Source organism: Pleionea sp. WD8-19, assembly GCF_055326765.1.
Genome location: NZ_JBUZOU010000001.1, coordinates 326,778 through 353,745, shown reverse-complemented (window position 1 = coordinate 353,745; position 26,968 = coordinate 326,778). Strand labels below are relative to the sequence as shown.

Annotated in this window: 18 protein-coding genes; 12 read left to right on the top strand and 6 right to left on the bottom strand. The window is 41.7% G+C overall.

Annotated elements, in window-relative coordinates; genetic code table 11:
- Positions 1 to 12: 12 nt before the first annotated feature.
- From putA to ACTUJY_RS01425, 5 genes are all read right to left on the bottom strand, one after another.
- Entirely contained in the window at positions 13 to 3,174 is a 3,162-nt protein-coding gene (gene putA, locus ACTUJY_RS01445; protein WP_463614255.1) for a bifunctional proline dehydrogenase/L-glutamate gamma-semialdehyde dehydrogenase PutA, read from the bottom strand.
- A gap of 256 nt (positions 3,175 to 3,430) precedes the next feature.
- Positions 3,431 to 3,958, bottom strand: a complete 528-nt coding sequence (locus ACTUJY_RS01440; RefSeq protein ID WP_463614254.1) for a response regulator — start codon at positions 3,956 to 3,958, stop codon at positions 3,431 to 3,433.
- An 8-nt stretch (positions 3,959 to 3,966) separates the two neighbouring features.
- Positions 3,967 to 5,277 carry a response regulator c-di-GMP phosphodiesterase, NosR family gene (gene nosR / locus ACTUJY_RS01435; RefSeq protein WP_463614253.1) on the bottom strand — a complete coding sequence of 437 codons (1,311 nt, stop codon included), beginning with the start codon at positions 5,275 to 5,277 and terminating at the stop codon, positions 3,967 to 3,969.
- A 15-nt stretch (positions 5,278 to 5,292) separates the two neighbouring features.
- Positions 5,293 to 6,108 carry an HDOD domain-containing protein gene (locus tag ACTUJY_RS01430; protein ID WP_463614252.1) on the bottom strand — a complete coding sequence of 272 codons (816 nt, stop codon included), beginning with the start codon at positions 6,106 to 6,108 and terminating at the stop codon, positions 5,293 to 5,295.
- Positions 6,109 to 6,176: 68 nt separating this feature from the next.
- Complete coding sequence (locus ACTUJY_RS01425) at positions 6,177 to 8,372, bottom strand: GAF domain-containing sensor histidine kinase (RefSeq protein ID WP_463614251.1); 2,196 nt, start codon at positions 8,370 to 8,372, stop codon at positions 6,177 to 6,179.
- Between the two features lie 274 nt (positions 8,373 to 8,646).
- On the opposite strand from ACTUJY_RS01425, the gene ACTUJY_RS01420 reads away from it, so the two are divergent.
- The 5 genes from ACTUJY_RS01420 (at position 8,647) to ACTUJY_RS01400 (ending at position 15,630) form a co-directional block, all read left to right on the top strand.
- A complete protein-coding gene (locus ACTUJY_RS01420) occupies positions 8,647 to 9,468 on the top strand; it encodes a response regulator (RefSeq protein WP_463614250.1) in 822 nt (273 codons plus the stop codon).
- A 12-nt stretch (positions 9,469 to 9,480) separates the two neighbouring features.
- A complete protein-coding gene (locus ACTUJY_RS01415) occupies positions 9,481 to 10,149 on the top strand; it encodes a GTP-binding protein (protein ID WP_463614249.1) in 669 nt (222 codons plus the stop codon).
- A gap of 2 nt (positions 10,150 to 10,151) precedes the next feature.
- Positions 10,152 to 11,390, top strand: a complete 1,239-nt coding sequence (locus ACTUJY_RS01410) for a sensor histidine kinase (protein WP_463614248.1) — start codon at positions 10,152 to 10,154, stop codon at positions 11,388 to 11,390.
- A gap of 2 nt (positions 11,391 to 11,392) precedes the next feature.
- Positions 11,393 to 13,630 carry an ATPase, T2SS/T4P/T4SS family gene (locus ACTUJY_RS01405; protein WP_463614247.1) on the top strand — a complete coding sequence of 746 codons (2,238 nt, stop codon included), beginning with the start codon at positions 11,393 to 11,395 and terminating at the stop codon, positions 13,628 to 13,630.
- Positions 13,631 to 13,707: 77 nt separating this feature from the next.
- Complete coding sequence (locus ACTUJY_RS01400; RefSeq protein WP_463614246.1) at positions 13,708 to 15,630, top strand: ATP-binding protein; 1,923 nt, start codon at positions 13,708 to 13,710, stop codon at positions 15,628 to 15,630.
- Positions 15,631 to 15,643: 13 nt separating this feature from the next.
- Here ACTUJY_RS01400 and moeA read toward each other — a convergent pair whose 3' ends face one another.
- Positions 15,644 to 16,900, bottom strand: coding sequence for a molybdopterin molybdotransferase MoeA (moeA, locus tag ACTUJY_RS01395; RefSeq protein WP_463614245.1), 1,257 nt, complete (start codon positions 16,898 to 16,900; stop codon positions 15,644 to 15,646).
- A 219-nt stretch (positions 16,901 to 17,119) separates the two neighbouring features.
- Here moeA and ACTUJY_RS01390 point away from each other — a divergent pair, with 219 nt between their 5' ends.
- The 7 genes from ACTUJY_RS01390 to ACTUJY_RS01360 all read left to right on the top strand — a co-directional run bounded on the left by ACTUJY_RS01390 (position 17,120) and on the right by ACTUJY_RS01360 (position 26,965).
- Positions 17,120 to 17,797 carry an ABC transporter ATP-binding protein gene (locus tag ACTUJY_RS01390; protein ID WP_463614244.1) on the top strand — a complete coding sequence of 226 codons (678 nt, stop codon included), beginning with the start codon at positions 17,120 to 17,122 and terminating at the stop codon, positions 17,795 to 17,797.
- Complete coding sequence (locus ACTUJY_RS01385) at positions 17,790 to 18,743, top strand: HlyD family secretion protein (RefSeq protein ID WP_463614243.1); 954 nt, start codon at positions 17,790 to 17,792, stop codon at positions 18,741 to 18,743. Before ACTUJY_RS01390 ends, ACTUJY_RS01385 begins: the two co-directional genes overlap by 8 nt.
- Positions 18,740 to 19,906 (top strand): efflux RND transporter periplasmic adaptor subunit, encoded by a 1,167-nt coding sequence (locus ACTUJY_RS01380; protein WP_463614242.1) that lies wholly within the window; start codon positions 18,740 to 18,742, stop codon positions 19,904 to 19,906. The genes ACTUJY_RS01385 and ACTUJY_RS01380 overlap by 4 nt, the downstream gene beginning before the upstream one ends.
- A complete protein-coding gene (locus tag ACTUJY_RS01375; protein ID WP_463614241.1) occupies positions 19,903 to 21,084 on the top strand; it encodes an efflux RND transporter periplasmic adaptor subunit in 1,182 nt (393 codons plus the stop codon). The genes ACTUJY_RS01380 and ACTUJY_RS01375 overlap by 4 nt, the downstream gene beginning before the upstream one ends.
- Positions 21,084 to 22,319, top strand: coding sequence for an ABC transporter permease (locus tag ACTUJY_RS01370; protein WP_463614240.1), 1,236 nt, complete (start codon positions 21,084 to 21,086; stop codon positions 22,317 to 22,319). Before ACTUJY_RS01375 ends, ACTUJY_RS01370 begins: the two co-directional genes overlap by 1 nt.
- Positions 22,320 to 22,511: 192 nt before the next feature.
- Complete coding sequence (locus ACTUJY_RS01365; protein WP_463614239.1) at positions 22,512 to 25,193, top strand: ATP-binding protein; 2,682 nt, start codon at positions 22,512 to 22,514, stop codon at positions 25,191 to 25,193.
- 68 nt (positions 25,194 to 25,261) lie between these two features.
- Positions 25,262 to 26,965, top strand: a complete 1,704-nt coding sequence (locus ACTUJY_RS01360) for an amidohydrolase (protein WP_463614238.1) — start codon at positions 25,262 to 25,264, stop codon at positions 26,963 to 26,965.
- Positions 26,966 to 26,968 lie beyond the last annotated feature (3 nt).

Below are 26,968 nucleotides of genomic sequence, written 5' to 3'. Positions count from 1 at the left end.
TATTGATTAAATTTATCCGTCGCCCAGTGATAATAACGTTGCATTACCACCAATGGCCGCTGTGTTATTCGTACGTGTGCGCTCGGTTGCAAAGCGGTGCAGGTAGCGAGGGCCTCCGGCTTTCGGGCCAGTACCGGAAAGTCCCTGACCACCAAAAGGCTGTACACCGACGACTGCCCCGATCATATTGCGGTTGATATAAACGTTGCCCACTTTAACACGCTGATCGATGTATTTCGCGGTCGTCTCATTGCGTGAGTGAATACCTAACGTTAATCCATAACCGTAAGCGTTGATACTGTCGATCACCTGGTCTAAATCTTTTGATTTGTAAGTGATCACATGCAATACCGGGCCAAACCATTCTTGTGATAAATCGTTGATGTGCTCAATTCGGAATGCTACCGGAGCGACAAAATGGCCATTGGCGTTTTGTGGCAGGTTCGCTTCCGCAATAAGCTTTCCGGATTGTTTCAAGTCGTGAATGTGGCCTTCCAGTTCCGCTTTGGCGGCTGCATCAATGACTGGACCTATATCGGTTTTCAGCTGAGTAGGATCGCCCAGTACCAGCTCTGCCATAGCTCCTTCCAGAATTTCCAGTACGCGGGGTGCGATTTCTTCCTGTAAATACAACACGCGTAATGCCGAACAACGTTGACCGGCGGACGTGAAGGCAGAATGGATCACATCTTCAACAATTTGCTCAGGCAGCGCGGAGGAGTCGACGATCATGGCATTCTGACCACCGGTCTCGGCGATTAATGGGGATATCGGGCTGTTTTCGCGCGAGGCCAAGGCCTGGTTAATACCAACCGCTGTGTTGGTGGAGCCGGTAAAAGCGACACCAGCGACGCGCGGGTCGGTGGAGAAAAGGTTACCGATCACGGAGCCTTTGCCGGGTACAAAATGTAGGACATCTCCGGGAATGCCTGCTTCATGCATCAGTTGCACGGCGCGATGCGCAATTAATGTGGTTTGCCCGGCGGGTTTGCAGACAACCGAATTACCGGCCGCGAGAGCCGCAGTAACTTGTCCGGCAAAAATAGCCAGCGGGAAGTTCCAGGGACTGATGCAGGCGAATACGCCACGGCCCTGTAAATAGATTTCGTTGCTTTCACCTGTGGGGCCCGGTAGTACCAAAGTACGGCTAAAGTCTTCGCGAGCTTTCATGGCGTAGTACCGACAGAAGTCGACCGCTTCGCGTACTTCATCGATGCCATCTTGCAGCGTTTTACCGGCTTCATGACTGCACAGCGCTATCAATTCGTGTTTTTTGGCTTCCATCAAGTCAGCCACTTTTTCTAACAAGGATGCGCGATACTCTGCACCCTTACGGTTCCAGCCAGGTTGGGCTTTTTGTGCAATTTCAATCGCACGTTCGGCGTCGTCTTTCGTTGCATTGATGGTAGTCCCCACCTTTTTCTCAGTATTGTACGGGCAGCGTACATCCTGTTTGTCGCCGTTCGTCGCTTTTCCGCCAATAATCGGTGTGGCATGCCACTGTGTGTCGTTAAAGGAATAAACGCCTTCCAAAAAGGGTTGAATGTGACTTTCGATATGCAAGTTAGTGCCCTCGGAATTAATACGACCTACACCGTACATGTGGGGGGGTAAAGGAATGCGGTCGTTGGCTAAAGAGTGGTATTGACGTAAAGTGACGCACGGATGAGTCACCAAATCAGCGATAGGAGTGTCTTCGTCCACCAGTCGATGAACAAAGGATGTATTAGCGCCATTTTCCAGTAAGCGTCTTACCAGATAGGGCAACAAATCCTTGTGCTCACCAACAGGGGCATAAATTCGGACATTGATCCCTGGGTTTTGTTCCAGCACCAGGTTGTAAAGCTGCTCGCCCATTCCGTGTAGGCGTTGAAATTCGAAATCACGACGCTCTCCCGCCCAATGCAAAATATTCATCACGGTTTGTGCATTATGGGTGGCAAACTGTGGGTAAAAGCTGCCTTCGGTACTCAAAATATAACGGGCACACGCTAAATAGGAAACGTCTGTCGCCGCTTTACGGGTGTAAACTGGGTAAGCTTCAATGCCCGCTTGTTGACACCACTTGATTTCGGAATCCCAGTAAGCGCCTTTGACCAGCCGCAAAGGAATACGGCGACCGACTTCTCTCGACAAGCTATTAAGCCAGCAGAGCACTGGCATAGCTCGTTTGGAATAAGCCTGGACCACCAAGCCAAAACCTTCCCAGTTGTTACAGACTTCAGAGCGGTAAATTTTTTCGAACAGTTCGAGACTGAGTTCCAGTCGATCCATTTCTTCGGCGTCAATCGTAATGGCAACACCGAGCTGCTTTGCCTGTTGGGCGAGGGTACAAACGGACTCGTACATTTCGCTCATAACGCGGTCTTTTTGTCCGTGTTCGTAACGTGGATGGAGTGCGCTGAGTTTGATGGAAATGGAAGGCGGTTGCACTTTATCGGATTTAGGTGCGTTGCCAATGGCTTGAATGGCCGAGCTGTAGGCGTCGAAATAACGGCGTGCGTCGGTCATGGTAAACGCGGCTTCGCCAAGCATATCAAAAGAGTGGGTGTAACCTTTTTCTACTGACTTGGCGCCTCGTTTTAACGCCTCCGAAATACTGCGACCCAGGACAAATTGTTTGCCCATCAATTTCATCGCTTGATTCATTGCCTGGCGGATCACCGGTTCGCCACATCGATTAACCAATTGTTTGAGCATATTGGTCGGCTTATCTTCATTAATGGGATCTTTCTTGAAACTGACAATACTGCCGGTGAGCATTAAACCCCAAGTGGCACTGTTGACGAGCCAGGATTCACTTTGTCCTAAGTGTTTTTTCCATTCGGCGGCTTCAATTTTGTCTTTGATCAGGTTGTTAGCCACTTCAGCATCGGGAATACGTAATAATGCTTCGGCCAAACACATCAAAATCACACCCTCTTTGGTGCTCAAGCTGTACTGTTGCAGAAAAGCTTCGATACCATCTTTGGCATCGTGCGTTTTACGCACTTCCGCGACGAGCGCTGAAGCTTTGCTGGTGATGGATCGAATCTCGGTATCGCTCGGGGACGCAATGGCTAACAATTCTTCCAAGTAGGCGTTTTCTTCCACCGTGTAATTGTGGGTAATCGCTTGCCACAACTCGGCCATCGATTTAGGCGAGTCGTTGAGTACTTTGCTTGCTTTAAACATAGGACCAGTCTCCTGATATTACGCTGGCTGTCATCAAATAAGGGTGTTTAAAAATGGCGCGTATTATCTTGCATATTGTATAAAAAAGATAGAGTGAAACATCCTACCTGTTGAAATGGCAGATTTTAGATCAATTTTGAATATAGTCGAAAGTGGAGGATTGAAGTACTCAGCATTAAGAACAAGCTGATACGCGGTAACTGAAGACTATCCTTTTTAGAACTTAGAACTTAGAACTTAGAACTTAGAACTTTGACTAATCCGTATCATCAAGAACAATTGCGCCGTCGTCATCAAACTCTACCTGAGTGATACCCGGGCTTTCTTTTTCCAGGCGCTGTAGCTCAAGGGTTTGCTTATCAATCACATGCTTTTGACGACGAATTTCGTTAGCCAGCTTTTTGTTTTCATACAGTAAATTTTGGTGAATGACGGCTTCCGTAATCATGCGAGCTAATAGCAGATCATCCCAAGGCTTTGGAATAAAGCGATGCACATTTGCACGGTTGAGTGCATCGGTAAGTCCTTTTAAATCGATATTCGCGCTCATGATGATTAAAAGTGCATCGGGTACATTGCCGCGCGCTCGCTCTAGAAAATCTATCCCGCTCATTTGTGGCATCATATAGTCGGAAATCAACAGGTTGTAACGATGCTTTTCGGTCGCCTCTAGGGCTTTTACCGGATCAGAATAGGGATCTAATTCCCAGTCAAATTTGCGCAAAGTCCTGCAAAAAGCAGAAAGCACAAATTCGTCATCATCACATACCAGAATTTTTGTCATTGGCTTCCTCAACAAGTCGCCGCATTTACATATATTGTTATAGTTGAGTTATGGAACTTTTCAAACTCAATTAATTTTTTAATGGTTAACTCATTCAGTTGAGTACCTTTGGTCAGTAAAAGTAAACCTTTCTCATTAATGCAGTCACGTGTGAGTACCATACCGGGTAATAAGTGAATGCTTTTAATTTGTTTTTCGTCAACGATTGGTGACTTAGACTCAAATTGACGCAGATTAAAAAATTGCTCTAATAAAGTCGGATCAAATTGTTTCTCAGACAAGCTTTTTAAATAGGATTGGGCTTCTTCTTGGGTGTGCTTTTCGCCGTCAATAAATCCCCATTGGTAGAAGTAAAAATGAATGACGATAGCCAAAACGCGTGCGCCAAGCGGAATGGCTTGCTCGGCCAGTTGATCGGGGAAGCCCGAACCATCAAAATGTTCACAGTGGTTTCGAATGACACGTCCTGTGTCTGATAAGGTTGGAATGCTCATAAGCGCGGCTTCGCCCATTGCCGGGTATTGTTGGTACTCGTTGAGTTGCTGTGCGCTTAGATGATTGATAGGCGTTTTTAACATTTGATCCGACATGCCTTGCTTGCCAAGTTCAAACAGTAGCGAGGAAAAGTAGACTTGTTTGATGAAATACTCATCATTATTGACTTGTTTTGCAAAATCTTGAGCCAGTTGTGAGAGTTCAGAAAATTGTGATTGTATTTTTCTCCTTCTGGACATGATTAAGTTAGAAAGCACCTTAACGACTGCTTCGTAACTGGTGGTAAGCTCGTTATAGGCCGTATCTAACATATCCGCCGTTTGTTTTAATTCAGCTGTGCGGGCCTGAACTTTATCTTCTAACGTTTTATTTAAAGCGACCAGTTTTTTATTTTGTTGATGGGTAATACCCAACAGACGTTTGCGCTCTTGCTCAAGAAAATTCAGCCTGAGCAAACTGTCCACTTTCATTCGCAGTTCATTGTCATCCCAAGGTTTGCTCATATAGCTGTTGATTTTTCCTTCGTTCACAGCTTTTATTGTGGAGTCAAGATCTGAAAAACCGGTGAGCAGAATGCGAGCGACTTGAGGCCATTTCGCTTCTACGTGTTTAAGAAACTCAGCACCGTCCATGTTTGGCATACGCATATCCGAAATAACCAGATTGATAGGGTGTTGCTCTAAGATTTCGAGCCCTTCTAAACCACCTTCTGCGAGATGAACCGTATGTCCAGTTGAGCGCAGTGTTCGCCGGAGAGCAGACAATATATTTCTTTCATCGTCTACGCAAAGGATATGTGCTTGATATTTTTTTTCTTTGTCCATAGCTTACCCGATGACCTAAATTTTAAACTGTCTGAAATCTTCGCTAGCATCTTTTAAAATTGACGTTAGCTGCTCTGAATCGATGTTTAAAACATCGTTAATCGGTTGAGGTACTTTGCACTCGACGTCAAAGTCGAGTTTTTCAAGAGTGAGTAAAGAGTCAAGAGCGCATGCTGCCGCTATTATAGAAGACAGTTTATTTGTGGGGTGCTCGTATTGTTGTGGATACAGTTTAATGGCGTTCACAATATCTTCAGGCACATGCCATGACGCTAAAACTTTAGACCCTATTTCGGCATGATTGTGATTCAAAAGCCGTTGTTCAGCAACAAAATCGTGTTCTGCAAACTTTTCTTGGAATTCCACGACTTGTCTGTAGCGTTCAGGGTCCGACCATACCAGAATAATTTTTCCCAGCTTATGCAGTAACCCGGCCGTTAAGGCTGTCTCTCCATTCTCATTGCTCACTTTTGCAATATGTCTTGCAATGCAGCCTGTCGACAAAGAGTGGTGCCAAATTGCGTCACGATCGATGATGGTGTTTTCAACGAGCTGCACCTTGTCGTACATTGTTAATGTTAATATGACATTCCTTAAAGAAAATCGTCCTAATAAAATACAAGCATCTGAAATTGAGCTGACCTGTTTAGAAACACCATAAAAGGGAGAGTTGGCTAGTTTTAAAATTGTTGTAGTCAGTAGCGCATCGGAGCCTACAAGGTTTGCTATTTCTTCTATTGAAGTGTCTAATTCAGTCACTTTAGCGAGTGCTTCTTGCACGGTGTACTTAGGCGGAGGAAACTTTAATGCTTGTTCAACTATATTCGTCATATTTCAACCTGCTTAATTTCTTTTTAACGTGATTGACTTTTTTAAGGGAGAACTCGTTGTTGTTCCCATCATCGCCTACCCATCGTATCTTCGATTATATTGTCTTCAGTATTCTCTATCGCATTAATGGGTAATCGAATGGTAAACTCTGTACCTTCTCCAATTTTGCTGTTAACTATGATTTCACCTTTATGCTTTTGAATAATGCCATAGGAAATTGATAACCCTAGTCCAGTGCCTTGTCCAATGGGTTTCGTAGTAAAAAAGGGCTCAAATAAATGAGGAATATTTTCTTCAGGAATGCCTTTTCCAGAATCTTTGATTTTTATAAAGATGTCGTCATTTTCTTGAGTGGTTGTTATGTCGATTACACCTTTATCTTCTATGGCGTGACCTGCGTTCACTAGCAGGTTCATAATGACTTGATTGATTTGTCCGGGATAGCAATAAATATCCGGAATTTCACCTAAGTTTTTATTGACTTCGCACTTATACTTTAAATCATTCCATACGATCTTTAAGGTTTGCTCAATACACTCGTTTAAATTCGCTTTATTAGCATCTTCTTCCTGGTCTACGCGAGAAAAATTCTTCAGGCTTTGTACAATATCACGTACTTTCTCCATTCCAAAAACGGATTCTTTAATCAGCTCGTCAATGTCTTCTTTAAGATAATCGACTTCCAGATCATCTTTAAGTTTCTCAAGCTCTCTAAACTGTTCTTTTAATGTACCATTAGAGATTTTAGAGGCTTCTTGATTGACTTCTTCTAGTTTATGTAAATACTCTAAAATATCAGAAAGGTAATTGCGTAAAGAAACTAAGTTGCTATTCACATATCCAATGGGGTTGTTAATTTCATGCGCAACACCTGCAGCCAACTGTCCAATGGAAGCCATTTTTTCTGATTGTACCAGTTGGACTTGTGTCTTTTTTAATTCCTCATATTGGTTCTCTATCTCTTTTCTGGCAAACCGTAATGACAGTAGATTTCCAATATGCATGCTAAAAAAATTAAGTACAGAGATATCACTGGTATTAAACTGTTTTTCCTTATCGTAGCTTTGAACCGATATACCGCCTATTAATTTATTAGTTCTAAATGGCATGAAGCACCACTGATGTGGCACAGTGCCTACGACCTTTAATTTTTTTCTAGCTTCTAACTCTTTAATTTCAGGCATTAAAAAGGATAATGAGCAATTTTCTTTTAAGGCGTATCCTGTGAGCCCTGTTGCTATCTCAGGTGTTGTGCATTCATGTAATTTGTGAGGTTTAAAGTCGTCTTTTACATCAACGATAAAAGGAATACTTACCATATCGTCATCAAGAATAGCAATATAAAAGTTATCAACAGGAATTAGGCCGGATACGATACTAAAAATAATGTTAAAGAGCTCCTGCTCTCCTTCTTTAAATGTATATAATTGTGACAAGTCGAAAAGCGCTGATTTAATATCTGCATCTCGCTGAAGTACTTTATTTTCTTCTCTTAGTCGATCAATTTTATTTTCCGCTAAAACCAGGTCCTTAAACATTTCTTGGTTCTGAGAGGGGGAAGTGCTTTTCGTTAAGAGGTCTTCGGTCGATTTTGCAGTTTGGCTTTCATCCTCTTGTTTCATAGAGTATTCGTATTTAAAGCTTTCATTTATTGCATCTTCATAAATATGTTCTCTCAAAAAGTGAATGGACAAGATGTTGCCGATATGGAGTGTCATAAATATGATTGCGTTGAGTTCACTGTGTGATATTTCTTGTGGATGCGCGTCAGTCAGCTGAATCGAGATCCCGCCTTCAAGCTTTGCAGGATCAAAGGGTATAAACAACCATTGTCCAGGATAATGAAATTCTTTTTGCTCTATGTTTGGGAATAAATACATTAATTCATCACGGTCAAACTTAATCAGTGTTCGTTTATTTTTTGCATAGCGGCTCAGTATTTGACTGAATATGGGTAAGTTGCTAAAGCTTGGGTCGAAGTCGATTTGTTTAGGATCGGGAGTTTTAATAGGAACGATGATATTGTCGCTGGAAAAAACCAAAACTTCAATTTCTGCGCCACTAACCACCCTGTCCAGAGAGTAAAGAATTTGATGGTAAACTTTATCAAGATCGACCTTGGTCAGGTACAACTGTGATAAGGCTGATAACGCATCTTCAGCAGGTGTGTTATTGAACATCCCTGCTTCTTTATTGGCAATTTGAGATAATGCCAATGTTGAAAGAGAGACTTGGTGCTCGAATGACTCCTGATGATTTAACATAAGTCCGTAAAAACCCAGATGATCTTGATGTAATCAGTATGATTCAATTCCACTTTTTTGCAAATATCATCGAGCCGTGCCTGTATTGAAATATTCGCTCAATTGCGTGAATTTTCATATCACAAGATAAGTCAATTTAGGTTATTCATTGATGTACAATATCACTTATTGAGATGTTTGGTTTAAATGTTCTGTTAGCGAAACTTCGAAGTTGTTGCCGCTTAAAAAAAGTCTATAGTTTTAACTAGTGCTTTATCGACTAAGGGATTACTTTGTGGTGACAGAACAAGATCGGACGATTTTGCTGGTTGATGATGAAGACAATATAGTCCGAGCATTAAAGCGAGTGTTTCGTCGCGATAAATACAATATATTAACGGCCAATAGCGGCGCTGAAGGACTGGAGCTCCTGAAACAACACCAAGTGGGCGTCATATTGTCCGATCAGCGTATGCCGAACATGAGTGGTACTGAGTTTTTAATGCAAGCCAAAGAGCTGTGCCCTGATTCGGTTCGTATTGTGCTAAGCGGTTACACCGATTTGGAGTCGATTACTGATGCAATCAATCGAGGTGCTATTTTTAAATTTCTAACGAAACCTTGGGATGATGAGCTACTCCGAAAAAATATAAAAGAAGCCTTCGAACTGTATGAGCTTCGCTCAGAAAATGATTTGTTGAACAACAAAGTTGTGAAAGCAAATGAGAATCTAGCCGCAGCAAACGAGGCTTTAACGAAAGCTGCAAAAGAAAGAGAGACATTAATTACGATTCGTACTAGAGCGTTAGAAATGACGCAACAAATTTTCGAACACATTCCCGTTGGCTTGTTGTTTATTGATGGAGGCCGAACGGTAACATTTTATAATCAACTGGTCATACAATACTTAGCTATCGATGCGGCAGGTATTATTGGATTTACTGCGGAGCAAGTTTTGCCAAAATCTCTACTCGATACATTTGATAGCGATAAGGATAAAATTGAAAAGATCATTGAGATAAATAATATTGAATACCATGCTTATATTTCCAAATTGGACGATCAAGGCGGCGTTCGAGGGTATTTTGTTGTACTCATGCCGTGTGGAGGGTCGTAAATTGATTCTTAAATGGAACGCAAATTAATCATGGCAGAGTGGAACGAGCTCAAGAAAAGCTGCACAGTAAAATTAGTATTTTACGGCCCGGCTCTCAGTGGTAAAACCACTAATGTTATCAGTTTACACAATTTGCTTCAGCCCGATTTAAAAGGTGATATGCAAATTCTTGAAACGCAAAACGATAGAACCCTTTTCTTCGATTTGTTACCGTTAGGTATTACCACAGCAAGTGGAATGTTGATTAAACTAAAGCTTTATACAGTACCTGGACAGGTTGCGCATGACAGTACACGAAAAGCGTTATTGTCACGAGCTGATGGCGTGATTTTCGTAGCCGATTCACAAGTCAGTCAATCACAAAACAATGCTGAATCGTTTCAAAATCTATCTCAAAACGCAGAGAAAGTAGGGTTGGATTTCGCTTGTTTGCCTTTGGTGATTCAGTTTAACAAACGCGATTTACCTAATATCGTTTCGGAACAAGAGTTGATAGAGCGCTGGAGTCAAACACCTTGGCAACTAATGTACGCTTCGGCCATAAACAATGAAGGTGTACTGGAAACCTTTGAGTGTTTGTTACAGCAGGTGTATCGACAACTGAACGAAGAATTTGATCTGCATTGCCAACATAGCCTTTCGGAAGATGAGTTTCTTCAACGGACATTAGGTAGGGACTGAGTATGCCCAATGAAATTGAACAAATTCATATTGAAAATGTTGATTTTGACAGTGATATGTCACTTACGCAGTTGTTTTCTCCGCGATTATTACAGGCTATTTTACAAGTGCTAGAGCGAATGGGTGTTCAACAAGTCGCCCTATTCAATAATGAAGGTGAGTTACTCGCCGGTAAGTCCTATGAGCAACAACCTCAGTTATCGTTACCCATTTCACCTGAATTAGAAGTCATTGGCTATTTGAATTTTTATCAAAATATTGAACTGAGTGTAGCAAAAGGCATTCAAGGTTTTTTATTGATGCTTACACAGTCACAATGGCGTTACCTGATGGCATCCGATATGCATTTAAAAGCCATTAAAGCGGACTACAAGGCATTACAGGAAAAACATGCGCAGTTACAACACTCGGAGCAGAAATATCGTGAGCTATCGGAACAGTTAGAACTAAAAGTTGCTGAACAGGTGTCAACCATTGAGTCCACACAGCGTAAATTATTTGAAGCGGAAAAAATGGCCGCGGTCGGCCAGCTGGCCTCGGGAGTGGCGCATGAGGTGAATAATCCAATCGGGTTTATTAACAGTAACCTTTCCACTGCAAAGCAATATATTGAAGAGTTTAACCATTGGTACCTTAAGCTACCAAAAGCGGATAAATCAGAGGATATCGAAGAAATTTTATCTGACTTTCCTGTATTAATCGATGAATCGATAAGTGGTGCAGTGCGAGTAACGTCTATTGTTGCTGATTTAAAAGCCTATTCCGATATCGATTACACAGAGCACCATAAAGCGAATATTAAAGATGCTCTAGAGCGAGTGGTACGAATATTTAGCAGTATGCACCAAAAACAGATTGACGTTATTATTGATACGGATCCAGAACTGACCCTTATTTGCAAGTTGGGTTATATCAATCAGATGATTCTGAATTTATTGCAAAATGCCGCTGATGCGGTTGCTGAAAACGGCGTTATCCAAGTCAAAGCGAAAGCTCTAAGCGTTTCGGAAGAGAAAAACATAGTGCAACTGGAAGTAATTGATAATGGATGTGGTATGAGTTCGGATGTGCTTCAAAAAGCGTTTAATCCTTTTTACACAAGTCACGATGTTGGTCAAGGTACCGGGTTGGGATTGACCGTTGCCCGTGATATTGCTCATGCACATGGTGGTGATATTTTACTGGAGTCGGAACCCGGAAAGGGAACTCGTGTGATTGTAACTTTAGTGGAATTAGAATAATCATGACCGATTATTCACATCTCTTTACCGGAGAAAAAGCGCCAGAAAAGATTGATAAAGCAACGATCAGTCAATCGCCTTATCGGTTATTGTTTGTCGATGATGAGCCGGCCATTCTAAAAGCACTTCAACGGGTATTTCGAAAAGAAAACTACCAAATTGACACCTCCGAAAGTGCAGAACAAGCATTAGTGTTATTTGAAAAAAATAATTATCACTTGGTCATATCTGACTTTATGATGCCACGAAAAAACGGTGCTGAATTTTTGCGTGAGATAAAAGAGCTTTATCCTGATACTATGCGCATAATGCTTACCGGGCATGCGGATACTCAAGCAGTGATGACGGCTATTAATGAAGGAGCTGTTTATAAATTTATTTTGAAACCCTGGGAAGACAATGATCTTCGAGTGACTGTCGCACTTGCTTTAGAGCAATTGGAGCTAAAAAAGAAAAATGCGCAGTTAACTGAGGAAAATAAAAAAGCACAAAAAGATTTATCAAAGCTATCAAAAATGGCAGCGAAGAATAGAAGCCAGCTAGCTATTGTTTTGAATAAGAAAAAGTTAATAACCGACTTGCAAGTTCAGCAACTCATTAAAGAGCAGATGGTGAATAAGTTACCGCCAATTAAGCTTTTGTTGCAAAAAGGGTGGGTTCAAGAAAAGCAAATCAGAAAGATACTCGAGAAAGAATTCTTTATCGAGCCAGTACTTTTGAATGAGTATCAAATACATCCAGCTATTGCCAGCTTGATTCCGAAAAAGTTTTGCCGTCAACAATTAGTACTACCGGTAAAACAACGTGGAAAGCGTGTGACTTTATGTATGGCTGACCCACTTGATGAAGGCATGTTGGACGACCTTAAATTCAGTAGTGGGCTTGAGTTTGAACCGGTAATGGCGAATGTGGCGGAAATCGAGCAAAAGCTCAATCAGTTATTTGGTGAAGAAGAGTCTATTGAAGATTTATCATCTATAGTCGCTGTAGGTGAGCCATTAGATTCGATTGAAATTATTATAGAAGAAGACGATAACGTCGAAATTGAAGATTTACTTCGTGGCACTTCTGAACCTCCAGCGATACGTCTTACTAATGCGATCATATTAGAAGCCATTCGATTAAAAGCCAGTGATATTCACATTCAACCGACAGCATCGAGTGTATTGGTACGGTTCCGAATTGATGGTGTGCTTTACGACAAAATTCAGATCCCATTGGAGTATCACATGTCTTTGGTTTCGCGCATTAAGGTAATGGCGGAGCTCGATATAACGGAACGCCGTAGACCACAAGATGGACGAATAACGGTGAAGTCACCATTGCGCATTGTGGATTTGCGATTGTCCACAATGCCGACCATTAACGGTGAAAAAATAGTCATGCGTATTTTGGATCGTAATTCAGAAACGATTCCACTTAAAGAATTAGGGTTTAACGATGAGCAATTAAGAGCGCTAACCTATATAAACAGTAAACCACAAGGAATCATTTTAGCAACAGGGCCAACTGGGTCGGGTAAGACAACGACCTTATATTCAATGTTGAAAAGCAATGCGAGTAAAGATAAAAACTATGTGACGATTGAAGATCCTGTTGAATATTATATGGACCGAGCAGGCCAGGTCATGGTGAATGAAAAAACAGGCGTCTCTTTTGCAACTATTTTAAGAGCGGTCTTACGTCAAGATCCGGATGTGATTTTGCTAGGAGAAATTCGCGATCAAGAGACCGCAGAGGTTGCGTTTCAAGCTGCACTCACCGGACATGTCGTCTACTCTACACTGCATACTAACTCAGCGTTAGCAACATTAGCACGTCTTTTCGATTTAAATCTTAGACCCTACGTTGTGGCTTCTGCTTTGGAGGCCATCGTTGCGCAAAGATTAGTTCGAAAAATATGCCAAAAATGTCGCGCTCCGCATAAGCCTTCGGAAGACAAAATTAAGTTGATGGGTGAGAATTTCGAAAGGAGCGAAATGGAGTTTTATACCAGTAGCGGCTGTGAGTATTGCAATAATACAGGCTTTGATGGTCGGATTGGGATTTATGAAGTACTCGTTCCAGATGACAGTATGCGTGAAGCTATTGCCGAACAAACGGGTATACTCGGGTTGTCCAAAATCGTTGAGCATCAAGGTATGAAAACCCTAATTAATGATGCTGCAATTAAGGTGGGTTTAGGGCTGACTTCTTTCGATGAAGTTATTCGTATTTTAGGAGCGCAAAGAAACTCCTAAAGGTTTTAAAGAATGTTTGAGGAAAGCATAATGACACGTCATGCTCGCTACGTAATATTATTCGTTAATGAGAATTGATGGCAATGAAAGACTATAACATCCAGAAAACACTGCTGAGTTGGCCAGAGGTTTTACACTTTTACGAGAAGTCTAAAAGTTATTTTTCATCGCCTACTTTTAATGAAAACAGCGCGTCTTTTTTAGAGCTGCTTATGAAGCACACGGGCTCGAGCTATATTGCAGTTCTTGTGAATAACCGGAATGATGTTCTTAGTTTGTACGATACAGAGAAACACTGGAGTGCAAAACTTGAAGATTTTATTAACGATTTACCGTTGTTATACCAGCAATACACGTGTACGCGAATGGATGAGTCAACACTTTTATCAGTTTCAAAAAATATGAATTGTAACGAAACATTTTTAGATGGAGCATTTTTGATTTTGGAAACCGCGGATCAAGCGTCGCTCGTATTTATTTTGATGCGTAATGAAAAAGATGGGGTGTACAGCGATGTTGAATTTAGTGCCGTAGAAAGTATTGCAAGTTTACTTGAAATTATGGCAACGGTAATTCATACCTCTGTGCAAGGAGAGACAATTCAACAAAAACTAAGGAATCATCATAAGCGAGAAAGTATTTGGTTGGAGTCACTTGCTTGGCTCAATGAAATGGGAAGTTCACAAGAGAGTGAAAAGGAAATTGATGCAATATATAAGCCTGCTTTATTTCAATTGAAAGTGTTGGTTGGTGCACAGAATGCAGTTGCTTTTAGGTGGAATGACAACGAAATTAAGCAAGAGTTTTATGAAGATAGCGAAGACATAAAGTATGTTGAGTTAATGAAATCGTATTTGTCTGAGAATTCCGATATAGAAATATTTGAATCTCGAAAAGCAGTAAAAATAAATGATTTAAATGAAAGTATTCTTGAAAGGACCGGTAATGTCGAAATTCTTCTATTTCCATTGTATACCGGAGGCAAACTCCATCTTGTGCTATGTGTGGGGAGACAATCAAAACAGTTTGATAAAAATGAAGAGTTGGTAGCTTCATTGTTTGCGGAAGGGATAGAAAGAATAATCGAAAAAGATTATTTTATTAGGGCAATAAAGAAGAAGAATAAAATGCTGCAAAAAGAAAAGGTTGAGCAAGAAAAGCTTATAGCAAAGCTTACAGAGACTCAAGATCAGCTTTTGCAACAAGAAAAGATGGCCTCGATTGGACAGTTGGCAGCAGGGGTCGCACATGAGATTAATAATCCAGTGGGCTATGTGAATGCTAACATAAATTCCTTGGAGAACTATATTACGGATCTGTTTAAGTTAATTGATGTTTATTGTGAAGTTGAAAAAAAGATAAAGGACGATGAAGTGCTTTTAGAAAAAATAAGGAATACAAAAAGCGAAATTGATTTTGATTATATTAAGGAAGATGTACATGAGTTGATACATGAGTCTAAGGAGGGTGTTGTTCGTGTTAAACAAATCGTTAAAGACCTTAAAGACTTCTCGCATGTCGATGAAGCCGAATGGCAGTACTCTGACTTGATTAAAGGGATTGAGAGTACATTAAATATTGTTCATAACGAGTTGAAATATAAAGCAGAAATTATCAAGGAATATGAAGATATCCCACAAGTTGAATGCGTTCCTTCACAGATTAATCAGGTGGTTATGAACTTGTTGGTTAATGCCAGTCATGCAATCGAAGACAGAGGTAAAATAACAATACGAGCGAAAAATTACAATGACGATAATGTAATAATTGAAATAGAGGATACCGGAAAAGGTATTGCGCCAGAGCATTTAAAGAAAATTTTTAATCCATTTTTTACAACGAAGCCTGTTGGTAAAGGAACAGGCTTGGGCCTTTCGTTATCTTATTCAATAATTGAGAAACATGGTGGTCAGCTGTCTGCCGAATCAAAATTAGGTGTAGGTACGTGTTTTCGTATCCTATTGCCTGTAAAGCAATCTGAAACAAAAGTGGTCGATTGAAATCGCTTTGTGATTAACGGAGTAATTCGGAAAAGGGCTCAACTAGAACGGTTTCGCCTTTGGAAACCGAGCTTTGTTCTGCGGCTAATACAATATAGCAATTGGCTTGGCTCATTGACGATAAGACGCCTGAGCCTTGAGCTCCGGTACTCGCCACACATAAGTCACCCTGCTTGTTTGTGGAAAGGATGCCCCTTTGATAATCTTTTCTACCCGGTGCTTTCTTAATGGGCGATAAACAAAGCGCTTTCATTTGCAACGGTTCTATCACTTCTGCGCCTTGCATTTTACGAAGCACAGGCACTGCGAGTTGATACAACGTAACCAGAGCGGATACCGGATTACCGGGCAAGCCAATAAAATGTGCGCGTTTTAGTTTTCCGTAAGCGAATGGTTTGCCAGGTTTTATCGCAATTTTCCATAGTTCTAAGTTGCCCAATTTATTTAAAAGTGGCTTTATATAATCGGCTTCGCCAACCGAAACACCGCCGGATGTGATCACTACGTCTGCCCATTGGTCGGCCTCCAGCAAGGTTTGCTCAATTGCGTTTTTATCGTCCTTCAATACGCCAAGATCTTTTACTTCAACGTTCAGACGGCTGAGTAATGCAAGTATTGTAAAGCGATTACTGTCGTAAATTTGGCCCGCTTTCAGTGGTTGTCCGGGCAAGCAAATTTCGCTACCGGTAGAAAACACCGCAACTTTCAATTTTTTGTACACGGCGACTTCTGCCAATCCTAACGAAGCGAGTAACCCCACGTCTGCAACTTTAACGGTGTGGCCTGAATTAAAAAGAACTTCACCTTGTTGTATATCTTCTCCGGCCAATCGAACATGATCACCTTTCTTTGGCTTGTTCATAAACGTTATGGTTTCACCATTTGTGGCAGTTTGTTGCTGCGAAGTTTCCTCTTGCATCACCACACAATCAGCCCCTGTTGGTATTGGGGCGCCGGTCATAATACGTACACATTCGCCTGATTTTAGTGTTTTATTATAAGGCTCGCCGGCAAATGACTTTCCCGCCAATCTTAGACAGTCTGTGTGATCCAAATCGGAGGCTCGTAGTGCATAACCATCCATTGCTGAGTTGTCAAATCCCGGCACTGCAATGGGTGATGTAATATTGTCAGCCAATACCCGATTCAGCGCACCTGTTAAAGATATGTTTTCCCGTTGAGGAAGTTTCTCTACTTTACTGAGGAGTCTAGTGAGAGCGATCTCAAAGGAAATGAGGGAAGGGTGGTGGCAAATATCATTGGTTGGCATACAAATTAACCCTATTGGTCAAGTTTTCTTTTCATGCTAATGGAAAAACAATGAATTGTGAAATGAATGCAACTGAGTTGTGAGTACTTAAATATTTTGAAACTTTTTATTCGATGGAAAAATATCTGATTTTGATATAGTTTACCCCAAAATGGATTCTGGTTCGTTTAGACTTTTTTAATGGTCTAATAATGAACAATATATCACGCTAAAAAACTCATGATAAAAGTCAGCAACCTTTCAAAATATTACACAATGGGACGTATGCGCTTTAAAGCGCTGGACAACATAAACCTCGACATTAAGAACAACGAGTTTATTGCCATCATGGGGCCGTCTGGCTCAGGGAAATCGACGTTGATGAATGTGCTGGGCTGTTTAGCTCAAGCGGATGAAGGCGAATATCACATTGCTGGAGAAGCTGTTTCTCAACTGGATGACGATGAACTAGCACGAATTCGAAATCAAAAAATCGGTTTTGTCTTTCAGTCATTTAACCTGCAAGCGCGTCGAACGGCACTCGATAATGTATTGCTGCCTTGTCGATACGGTCATGGTCATCCGGCTGATTATCATCAACGCGGGAAGCAATTGTTAATGAGAGTTGGACTGGCACAACGAATGCACCACCGGCCTTCCGAGCTATCGGGAGGCCAGCGACAAAGAGTTGCGATTGCTCGTGCCCTGATCAATCAACCTGCGATAATTCTGGCCGATGAACCCACCGGCAATCTGGATAGTAAGACAACCAGAGAAATTATGGATTTGTTCACTGAACTGCACAGCAATGGGCAAACGATAATTATGGTTACACACGAAGATGAAATTGCTGCTTACGCGCAAAAAACAGTGCGACTGAAAGATGGAAAAGTTATTAAGGTGGATCACAATGTCTAAACTTCTATCGATCTTTCTGGTTGTTATGTCATCCGTAAGTTATTCGCAAAAAATGCTACTGACGGGAACGGTAGAGGACACCAAAACACAATATTTTTCCGCGCCTTGGACAGACAGCTGGCGAGTTCAAGTTAAATGGATGATGGATGAGGGGGTTATCGCTAAACCGGGTGATGTGGTAGTGCGTTTCGACACCTCAAACCTTGATGCCGAAGTTGAGCAACAGGAAAACGCTTTAAGGTCAACTGAGCAACAGGCTCAGGATGCATTACTTCTAAAAGAAAAAGAATGGATAAATGCGCAGTTTTTGAAAAAGAAAGCGGAAGTCAATTTGAAAAAAGCGAAACTCGAAGCCGATATTCCAAAACGTTTCCGCAGTGATTACGAGTATGCGCAATTTCAATATGAATGGGTAAAAGCTAAAGATGAACTGAGTCGAGCAAATGACGAGGTAAATTTAAAGGAGCAGGCATATCTCGCAGAAAAAGAAAAGCAAGCGTTAAAGTTACAAGCCATTGAGCGACAATTGGTTCGGGTAAAAGAACAGTTACAAAGCATGCAGTTGAAAGCCGAGTTAGAAGGGCCCGTATTTTATGCGGAGCATCCTTGGAATGGTACCAAAATTCAACCAGGTACGACCGTGCAAACTACGATGAATGTCGCGTCAATCTCTGGTGGAGGCAAACTGATAGTAACGGCTTGGGTGAATGAAGTGGATTGGCCAAAGTTGAAAAAAGGCAATCTCGTCAAGGTATTTTTAGATGCTGATTTGACGAATCCACTTCAAGGACATATTGCATTGATAGGCTCTCAATCAGAAATTAGAAGTCAGTGGGGAAATGGTGCTTGGTATCCGGTTAGTGTTGAATTAGAGGGGGAACAGGACAATTTAAAACCAGGTATGAGTGCAATGGTTGAAATAATACTAGAAGGAGAGCTGGAATGAGTGCGAAGTTTTTAAGCGTTCTTTGTTTATTCTGTTTATTGGGTTGCTCAGATGGAGGTCAAAATTGGGAAATAGTAGAGCCTGAAAATGTCGCTATCTCTATTTCTGCTTTTGGTGAGCTTGATAGCTCGGATGTTATCACCATCAATCCGCCAATGGTTAAAAATATGTGGCAATACAAAATCAGCTTTATGGTTCCTGAAGGAACGAAAGTTGATGTCGGTCAACCGATTGTGTCTTTCGATGCCAGTCAGCTACAGCAGCGTTTGATGATAAAGAAAAGTGAATGGGAAAAAGCCAAAAAAAACCTGGAAAACGAGAAACTTTCAGCGGATGCGAAAAGGCAGGAATTAAAATTAGCACTTGCAGAAAAGAAAATGAATTTGGATAAAGCTTACCGTAAGTGGAAGCAATCTAAAGAACTCGATGGCGTATCGCAAACTCAGCAATTGGAGCTCGATTACCAGCTAAGTCAGCTTGATTTGGAACAGGCTGAGTTTCAAATTGAACATTATGAAAAGGAATCGAAAGCGAAATTTGGAATTGCAAAAAGTGACAATGAACGTTTAGAAAATGAAGTCAACCAACTGCAAGCGGATATTGGTAAATTGACAATTAAGGCACCTAAAGCGGGTATGATCGTTTATAAAGGTGATCACAATGGTGAAAAACCAGTTGTCGGCGACACTGTATGGATGGGCCGTAGTATTATGGAAATTCCTTCAATGGACAAAATCATTGTGAGAGCAGATATAGACGAAGTTGATGCAAAAAAAGTGAGTATTGGTCAAAAAGTTAAAATACAGGTCGATGCGATTACTAACCGAGAGTTTTTCGGTGTTATTTCTGATTTGGGTAAAGTGTATCGACCAAAGTCCAAAGATATGCCCTCCGTTGTTTTTGATGCGGAAATATCCATCGATAAACCGGATGCCGAATTGATGCGTCCAGGTATGAGTGCGAGGACGACTATTTTTACTGATACCCTCGAAAATGCAATGAAAGTTCCGTTACATGCCATTGAATACAAAGAGCAGAATGCTTATGTGAAAGTGGAGTATATGTTTGGCAGTGAGCTTAGAAAAGTCGAATTAGGACCTACTGTTGGAAATGACATAGTCGTTGTGAGCGGATTGAAAGCTAAGGAGAAAGTGTTGTTATGAGATACCTTGCACTCTTAGCGTTTTCATTGTTACTCGGATGTGAGCAAGTCAATGATTCACAGTCATTATTGTATAAAGTCGAATTGGCTCAAGTCAGTATTGAGATACCTGCAGAAGGAGAACTGGAAGCAAAAACGGCGACACCTATTACTATTCCTCAAGGCGTCTTTGAGCCACAACAATTGGCCTGGATGGTTGAAGAAAATCAAAGAGTGCAAAAAGATCAGGTGATTGCTCGCCTCGATGCGACTAAATATCAGTTTGAAACTGAGCAAAAACAACTTGAGAAAGAGCAGGTTGCCTTAGAAAAAGGCGTTAAGAAAGGGACTTTAACCAAGGAAGAAACGGATATTCGTAGTGACAATCAATTAATCAAAAAAGAATTGAATATTGCCGAAAAATACACCGTAAATGATTTACGGCTTTTTTCTAAGAATGAAATCATCGATAAAATGAAAAATAAGGACTATTTACAGGCAAGGTTGGAAAATAATCAATGGCGTTGGGGCAGCTACCAAAATAAATCATCGACAGAAATGGATTTACTTGAGCTGCAACAAGGTGAAATTGATGCAAAAATGATGATGTATCAAACGTCGCTCAATCAAATGGAAATTAAGGCGCCTCATGATGGTGTATTTGTACTTAACAAAAACTGGCGTGGCGAGAAAACGCAAGTAGGACAACTGCTTTTTCCTGGCCGTAAATTTGCAACTTTGCCGGATTTATCCGTTATGCAAGCGAAAATATATGTTTTGGAAAATGAATCTGCGAATTTAAAAACGGGGTTGCCCGTCGAACTGTATCTAGACGCTTATCCTAAACTGAAATTTCGAGGTTCGGTTGCAACGGTTGAGCCCGTTTCAAAAGTACGAGATCGAGAAAATCCAGTGAAATATTTTCAAGTATTGGTGGATTTGGAACAGACTGATACCGAAAAAATGCGGCCTGGCGATCAATTGCAAGCACGTATTATTTTAGCAAAAGAAGAGCGAGCGATGTCGGTTCCAAGCAGCGCCGTTTATGAACAGAAGGGCGAATATTTTGTACAGCTCGAAAATGGACAATCAGTGGCTGTTACCCCCGGTGTTCGGGGCTCTGATTTGACTTTAATTCACTCTGGGATAACGCCAGGATCTAAAATAGTGATATTTCCACAGATACCAAAGGTGATGTAATGAAGTGGATGGATGTACTTAAAGACGTATTAACGGAATTGCTGCATCACAAATTGCGCACCATGTTGACATTGCTAGGCATGATTTTCGGTGTGGGAGCGGTCATTGCGATGCTGAGTATCGGTGAGGGTGCCGAAAAGGAAGCGTTACAACTCATTGATTCGATGGGGTTAAGAAATATTATCATTGAAGATAAAGAAATGGATGAGCAACAACTTAAGGAGGTAAGAGAGAAGTCTTTTGGACTTTCACTGCGTGACCTTGACGTGATGCGAAGCGTACTGCCCTTTATTGAGGCGCATGGAGCGGAAAAACGTATCAAGCGCTACGCTTTATTCAGTCAGTTTGCGAAAAGCGATGCACTTGTTACTGCCCGAACCGTCAGTTTTTTTGAGCTTTCCAATACCCAGCTTTCCAAAGGACGTATATTCAATGATGAAGAAAATTTAAACTATGCTCAAGTTGCGGTGCTTGGCTCATCCGTTGCAAAGCAACTGTTTCCATCATCAGATGCTATTGGAGAGTACATCAAAGTTAATCATTTGTGGTTTGAAGTGATAGGTGTCATCGCGGATAAAAAGTTAAAGAAGCAGGAAATTGGTGGCATTAAATTAGGTGGCGAAAATAATCAAGTTTATATTCCATTGAGTACGGCATTAAAAAAACTGAAGCTGGAAAAGCTTGAAAGTGAAGTGGATGTACTAAAAGTTAGAATAGAAAAAGAAACCGATATTTATCTAGCGGCGAAAGGTGTTTCTAAGTTATTAAAACAACGTCATGCTGAGGTGGATGATTTCAGTATTACAATCCCTACCGCCTTGCTGGAGCAACAGCAACAAACGCAACGTATATTTACTATCGTAATGTCTTGCGTTGCAGGTATCAGTTTGTTGGTTGGTGGCATTGGCATTATGAATATCATGTTAGCAACGGTGCTGGAACGCACCAAAGAAATTGGGCTATTGCGAGCGGTTGGTGCGTGTAAAAAAGACATTGTCTTTCAGTTTGTGACGGAAAGTTTTGTGATCGCGGCTATTGGCGGTGTTTTGGGTATTTTGCTCGGGTTTGTACTGGCATTTATTATTGCCTCTTATGCAGATTGGGCTGTTGCTAGTTCAGTTTTCGCTATCTTCCTGGCGGTTGGCGTGTGTGCATTAGTCGGTGTGGGTTTTGGGTTGTACCCGGCAGTGATGGCGTCGCGCCTGGATCCTATTGAAGCGCTTCAGCGAGATTAGGCGTATTAATTAAAATCGAGTCGTCATTAAGTGAAATGACAAAATGAGTGCCTATTATCGACAAAGAGATCATTAAATATCGATATTGGACCCATTATCTAGTGGGCACGGAATTCTTCGCCAAGGTAGGCGTAACATCGAACACTGGTCTATGCTTACAAGATTCCAACTGGGGACGCTTTCGCTCGATCAATGTCATCCAATGCATTAAAAATAATCATTGCTGCGGTGAGCTATTTTCTAGCTGCGCAGTTTGGGTTATTGTTCGCCATTCCTCCAGGATTCGCCAGTGCGATATGGCCTGCTGCCGGTATAGGACTGGCGCTATCATTGGTGTTGGGTCGGGTTGCGATTTTTGGTGTTTTGTTGGGGTCTTTTTCTGCCAATTTACTGATTGCTGGTGACACCAATCTTCATTCGCTGGTCAGTTGGCTGTCGGCTTTATTCATTGCTTGTGGCTCAAGCTTACAAATTCTCACTGCCGATGTATTGGTGAAGCACCTTCGGTTGTGGCCATTCACTCAGCTTTATAACCAACGCATATTTTATTTTCTATTGGTGATTGGGCCCTTGTGTTGCTTGATTGCCGCAACGATAGGAACAGCAACTCAATTGTTAATATCGTCACTGGATATACCTTCGCTGATATTTATCTGGTTATCTTGGTGGATTGGTGACTCGGTGGGCACGATGTTTTTTACACCACTGTTCTTAGTGTTTTTAAGGCCGAATAAACGGTCGACTTTAAAGGTAGATTGGGGATTTGTCATTGCTTCAATCACCATGTTTTCGGTGATCAGCTTTATTTTTGCGCTATCTCGTAATATTCATCGCGAACTGCTTTCACAAAAGCTCGATGAAAAAATGGTGAGTATTGATTATTTTTTGCAACAGCAGTTTCGTCAAATTGACGACCAATTGACGACACTCAAATCTTATTATGCAGCGAGCGAACACGTCAATCGTGAAGAGTTTCGGCTTTTTACCACCAGTTTTTTTGGGCAAAATGCCGCACTTCGAGCCATGGAATGGGTACCTAAAGTCACTTTGGATAACTGGGATTTATTGATAGAGCAAGCGTATAAAGATGGCTTGAAGAATTTGTTTTTTAAATCATTTGATGGCCAGCCCATAGAGCGCGAAGGACTCGCGCATGTATTGTATCCCGTGTACTACGTGGTGCCATTAGAAACAAATCGGTCGGCATTGGGTTTGGACTTGGGGTCGGAACTCAGACGCCAGCAGACGCTTTATTTAGCAGAAACATCAGGTAAATCTGTTGCCTCTTTACCCATTTCTCTGGTGCAGGATGAGCGAGATCAATCTGGCATGTTAGTAGCGTTAGCTTTAGAGCAAGAAGGCGACTATACCCACAGTGGCTTTATCGTTTCAGTGCTGCAATTGCATCGTCTGTTTGAGCAACTGACACAGCATATTGATGTTTCTCACGTGGAACTTAAAGTGGAACTGGATGGCGTTGAAGTGTTTGACAACGTAACCAATGACTCTCCGGAATTATTGGCTCACACCTTTCGTTTTTTTGAGCGCCAGTGGCTGATTGCGTTGCAACCTAAACCCACTTTCGGAGGTGGGGTTAAAGACTGGAACAGTTGGACCGTAATTGTTGGTGGTTTTATTCTTGCGACTTTGGCGCAGGGTTTTTTACTTATTATGATGGGCTTTCAACGCGAATTGCGGAAACAAGTGGATGCTCAAACACGCGCCATTCAAGACGCAAAAGATCAAGCAGAGCATGCAAGTTTGGCAAAAAGCCAGTTTTTAGCCAATATGAGTCATGAAATCCGAACGCCCTTAAACGCAGTTATGGGGTTTGCGCAACTGGGTTTGGACCGCTCGCAAACGGAAGACGACCGTACTGTGTTTGACGGTATTTTGCAGTCCTCGACCATGCTTTTGCGATTGATCAGCGAAATTCTCGATTTTTCGAAAATCGAAGCAGGTCAGCAAACCTTGATAAAAAGTCATTTTAACCTGCAAAACTTGTTGGTACGAGTTGCACAACAGTTTCAACTTGCTGCTAATGAGAAAAATATTCTTCTGGAAACGCACTTTAATGAGGCTCTACCCAGGTATCTTTACGCTGATGAAGTTCGAATAGAACAAATTATCAATAATCTATTATCGAATGGCATAAAGTTTACACATGAGGGAAAAGTAACGTTTATTGTGGACTTCGAAACACTTCCTGGTAATCGTATTGAGTTGAAGATATCAATCGTAGATACCGGTATTGGTATGACTCCAAAAGTTCAAGAGCGACTGTTTAATGCTTTTATGCAGGGTGATAACTCGCATTCACGACAGTTCGGAGGAACTGGGTTAGGGTTGGTCATCAGTAAGAAATTGTGCGAACTTATGGGCGGTGAAATAAGCCTGACCAGTGAAGAAGGTCGAGGGTCACGATTTCATGTGAGCTTACCATTGGCGATAGGACAGGAGCCCTCATTGCTCAAAGTGGAAGAAGAACAACGTCAACGCTTTCCTGAACGTAAAGTGTTAATTGTCGAGGATGTTTTGGTTAATCAAAAAGTTTTAGCCGCTATGGTGGAAAAATTTGGTTGCGATACTTATATTGTCGAAAATGGTCGAGAAGCAATAGATTACCTCATGACAAAACCGGAATGTGATTTGATATTTATGGACCTTCAAATGCCGAAAATGGATGGGTTTGAGGCGACCAGTAGGATTCGCACCGAACTTCAAATGACAACGCCAATTGTAGCGATTTCCGCTGATGCCATTGAAGACGATCAGAAAAAAGCCTTTGCCTGTGGAATGAATGACTTCCTGACCAAGCCCATATCTTTAAATAGCGTGTATCATATTTTGCATAAATATTTTTCTCAAGACTGACGGCTGTTACCTTTTTGTTACCTTTGTTCAATTAAGGTCATGTTTTGTAAACGCTTGAGGCGATAACTATGACAAAACAGTGTATTTTTTTTTGTTCGGTAGTGTTGTTCATGTTAGTGGCTTGTAAATTCAATGGAACCGGTCGAATTGACACACAGCAGCCGGTTAGCATTGAAGAGCAGCTTTATTTCAATGGGAAAATTTATACCATGGATGCGAACAAAAGTTGGGCACAAGCCATGCTGATTCGTGGTGATCGCATCGTTTATATCGGAAGTGAAGATGAGGCTCGAGCACTGGCTCCGGCGACAGTCCAAAAAATAGATTTGAATGGTAGACTGGTTTTGCCTGGTTTTCATGATACACATTTACATCCATTAGAAGCAGGCTCTCAAAGCGTCACCTGTATCTTGAACGAAACAAACAGTTTGGAAGCCAATTTAAGGGTTGTAGAACGTTGCGTTAATCGAGGTGATCAACAAGACTGGTTGTTGGGTTGGGGGCACTCATTACATACTTTAACAGAATCAATGCAATGCCCCAGGCAAGTGCTTGATGCGGTAAGTAGAGAGCGCCCAATTGCAATCATGGAAGTGACTTCTCATTCGGTGTGGGTCAATAGCTTGGCTTTAGAATTAGCGGGTATTGATGCTAACAGTGAGGACCCGATTGGTGGTGTCATTTTAAAAGATTTAAACGGGCAACCCAATGGACTTCTACTTGATAGCGCGGGCGACCTTGTTTTCGATCAGGTGTTTCAACCGAACAGTGATTGGATTGACGATCACTATGATGGATTACTCTATGGGCTGCAACAAGTGGCAAAAAATGGAATCACTTCCATAGTCGATGCTCGCGTATATTGGCAACGCGGATATCTTGACAGTTGGAAGCGTGCGTTGGATGAAAACCGATTAACAGCCCGAACCGTTCTGAGTTTATGGGCGTATCCTTCTCTCGATGATGATCAACAAATTGCGGCTTTGAAAATGATGCACTCCGACAAAGTGGAAAGCTTATTGCGTATCAGTCAGATTAAGTTGTACAGCGATGGTATTTTACATAACTCCACTGCCGCGTTAACAACGCCCTATTTGCAATATTTTGATGAAGTGGGCCCCTACGGGTTGAATTACTTTGATGAAGCGCGACTCACACGGTATGTAACTGAGTTAGAGACCGCAGGTTTTGATATGCATATTCACGCCATTGGGGATCGAGGCATCCACGAAGCATTAAACGCGATCGAAAGCGCACAGGCTACAAATGGGAGCAAGCATGGACGACATCGACTGACCCATCTGGAAATGATCAGCGAAAACGATAAACCTCGCTTTCAAACCTTAGGTGTGATCGCCGATTTTCAGTTAGCGGGTGATTTTTCGAAACCTCACAATGCTCACTGGATGGAGCCTTTAATAGGTGAGCGAGCATATCACATGTTACCGGTTGCTGATATTTTCAGATCCGGGTCACGTATCACGCTTAGCAGTGATTGGGATGTAAGTCCATTGTCACCTTTTGTTGGAATCGAAAACTCATTAACTCGGGGCGAGCAAAGTTTGCCAGATCTCGATGTTGCACTTAGGGCCTATACCATTAATGGTGCTTATACAATGCGGCAGGAAAGTCTGGCGGGCTCATTAGAAGTTGGAAAGTGGGCTGATTTTATCGTATTGGATCAAAATATTTTTGAGGTGCCGGTCTCAGAAATCAGTCGAACCCAAGTATTGAAAACGGTGTTAGGTGGACGTGTCGTATATGAGCTTTAATTT

Coding starts and splice junctions, on each gene's coding strand:
- putA (WP_463614255.1), bottom strand. CDS start 3,174: ATGTTTAAAGCAAGCAAAGTACTCAACGACTCGCCTAAATCGATGGCC.
- ACTUJY_RS01440 (WP_463614254.1), bottom strand. CDS start 3,958: ATGACAAAAATTCTGGTATGTGATGATGACGAATTTGTGCTTTCTGCT.
- nosR (WP_463614253.1), bottom strand. CDS start 5,277: ATGGACAAAGAAAAAAAATATCAAGCACATATCCTTTGCGTAGACGAT.
- ACTUJY_RS01430 (WP_463614252.1), bottom strand. CDS start 6,108: ATGACGAATATAGTTGAACAAGCATTAAAGTTTCCTCCGCCTAAGTAC.
- ACTUJY_RS01425 (WP_463614251.1), bottom strand. CDS start 8,372: ATGTTAAATCATCAGGAGTCATTCGAGCACCAAGTCTCTCTTTCAACA.
- ACTUJY_RS01415 (WP_463614249.1), top strand. CDS start 9,481: ATGGAACGCAAATTAATCATGGCAGAGTGGAACGAGCTCAAGAAAAGC.
- ACTUJY_RS01410 (WP_463614248.1), top strand. CDS start 10,152: ATGCCCAATGAAATTGAACAAATTCATATTGAAAATGTTGATTTTGAC.
- ACTUJY_RS01405 (WP_463614247.1), top strand. CDS start 11,393: ATGACCGATTATTCACATCTCTTTACCGGAGAAAAAGCGCCAGAAAAG.
- ACTUJY_RS01400 (WP_463614246.1), top strand. CDS start 13,708: ATGGCAATGAAAGACTATAACATCCAGAAAACACTGCTGAGTTGGCCA.
- moeA (WP_463614245.1), bottom strand. CDS start 16,900: ATGCCAACCAATGATATTTGCCACCACCCTTCCCTCATTTCCTTTGAG.
- ACTUJY_RS01390 (WP_463614244.1), top strand. CDS start 17,120: ATGATAAAAGTCAGCAACCTTTCAAAATATTACACAATGGGACGTATG.
- ACTUJY_RS01385 (WP_463614243.1), top strand. CDS start 17,790: ATGTCTAAACTTCTATCGATCTTTCTGGTTGTTATGTCATCCGTAAGT.
- ACTUJY_RS01380 (WP_463614242.1), top strand. CDS start 18,740: ATGAGTGCGAAGTTTTTAAGCGTTCTTTGTTTATTCTGTTTATTGGGT.
- ACTUJY_RS01375 (WP_463614241.1), top strand. CDS start 19,903: ATGAGATACCTTGCACTCTTAGCGTTTTCATTGTTACTCGGATGTGAG.
- ACTUJY_RS01370 (WP_463614240.1), top strand. CDS start 21,084: ATGAAGTGGATGGATGTACTTAAAGACGTATTAACGGAATTGCTGCAT.
- ACTUJY_RS01365 (WP_463614239.1), top strand. CDS start 22,512: ATGTCATCCAATGCATTAAAAATAATCATTGCTGCGGTGAGCTATTTT.
- ACTUJY_RS01360 (WP_463614238.1), top strand. CDS start 25,262: ATGACAAAACAGTGTATTTTTTTTTGTTCGGTAGTGTTGTTCATGTTA.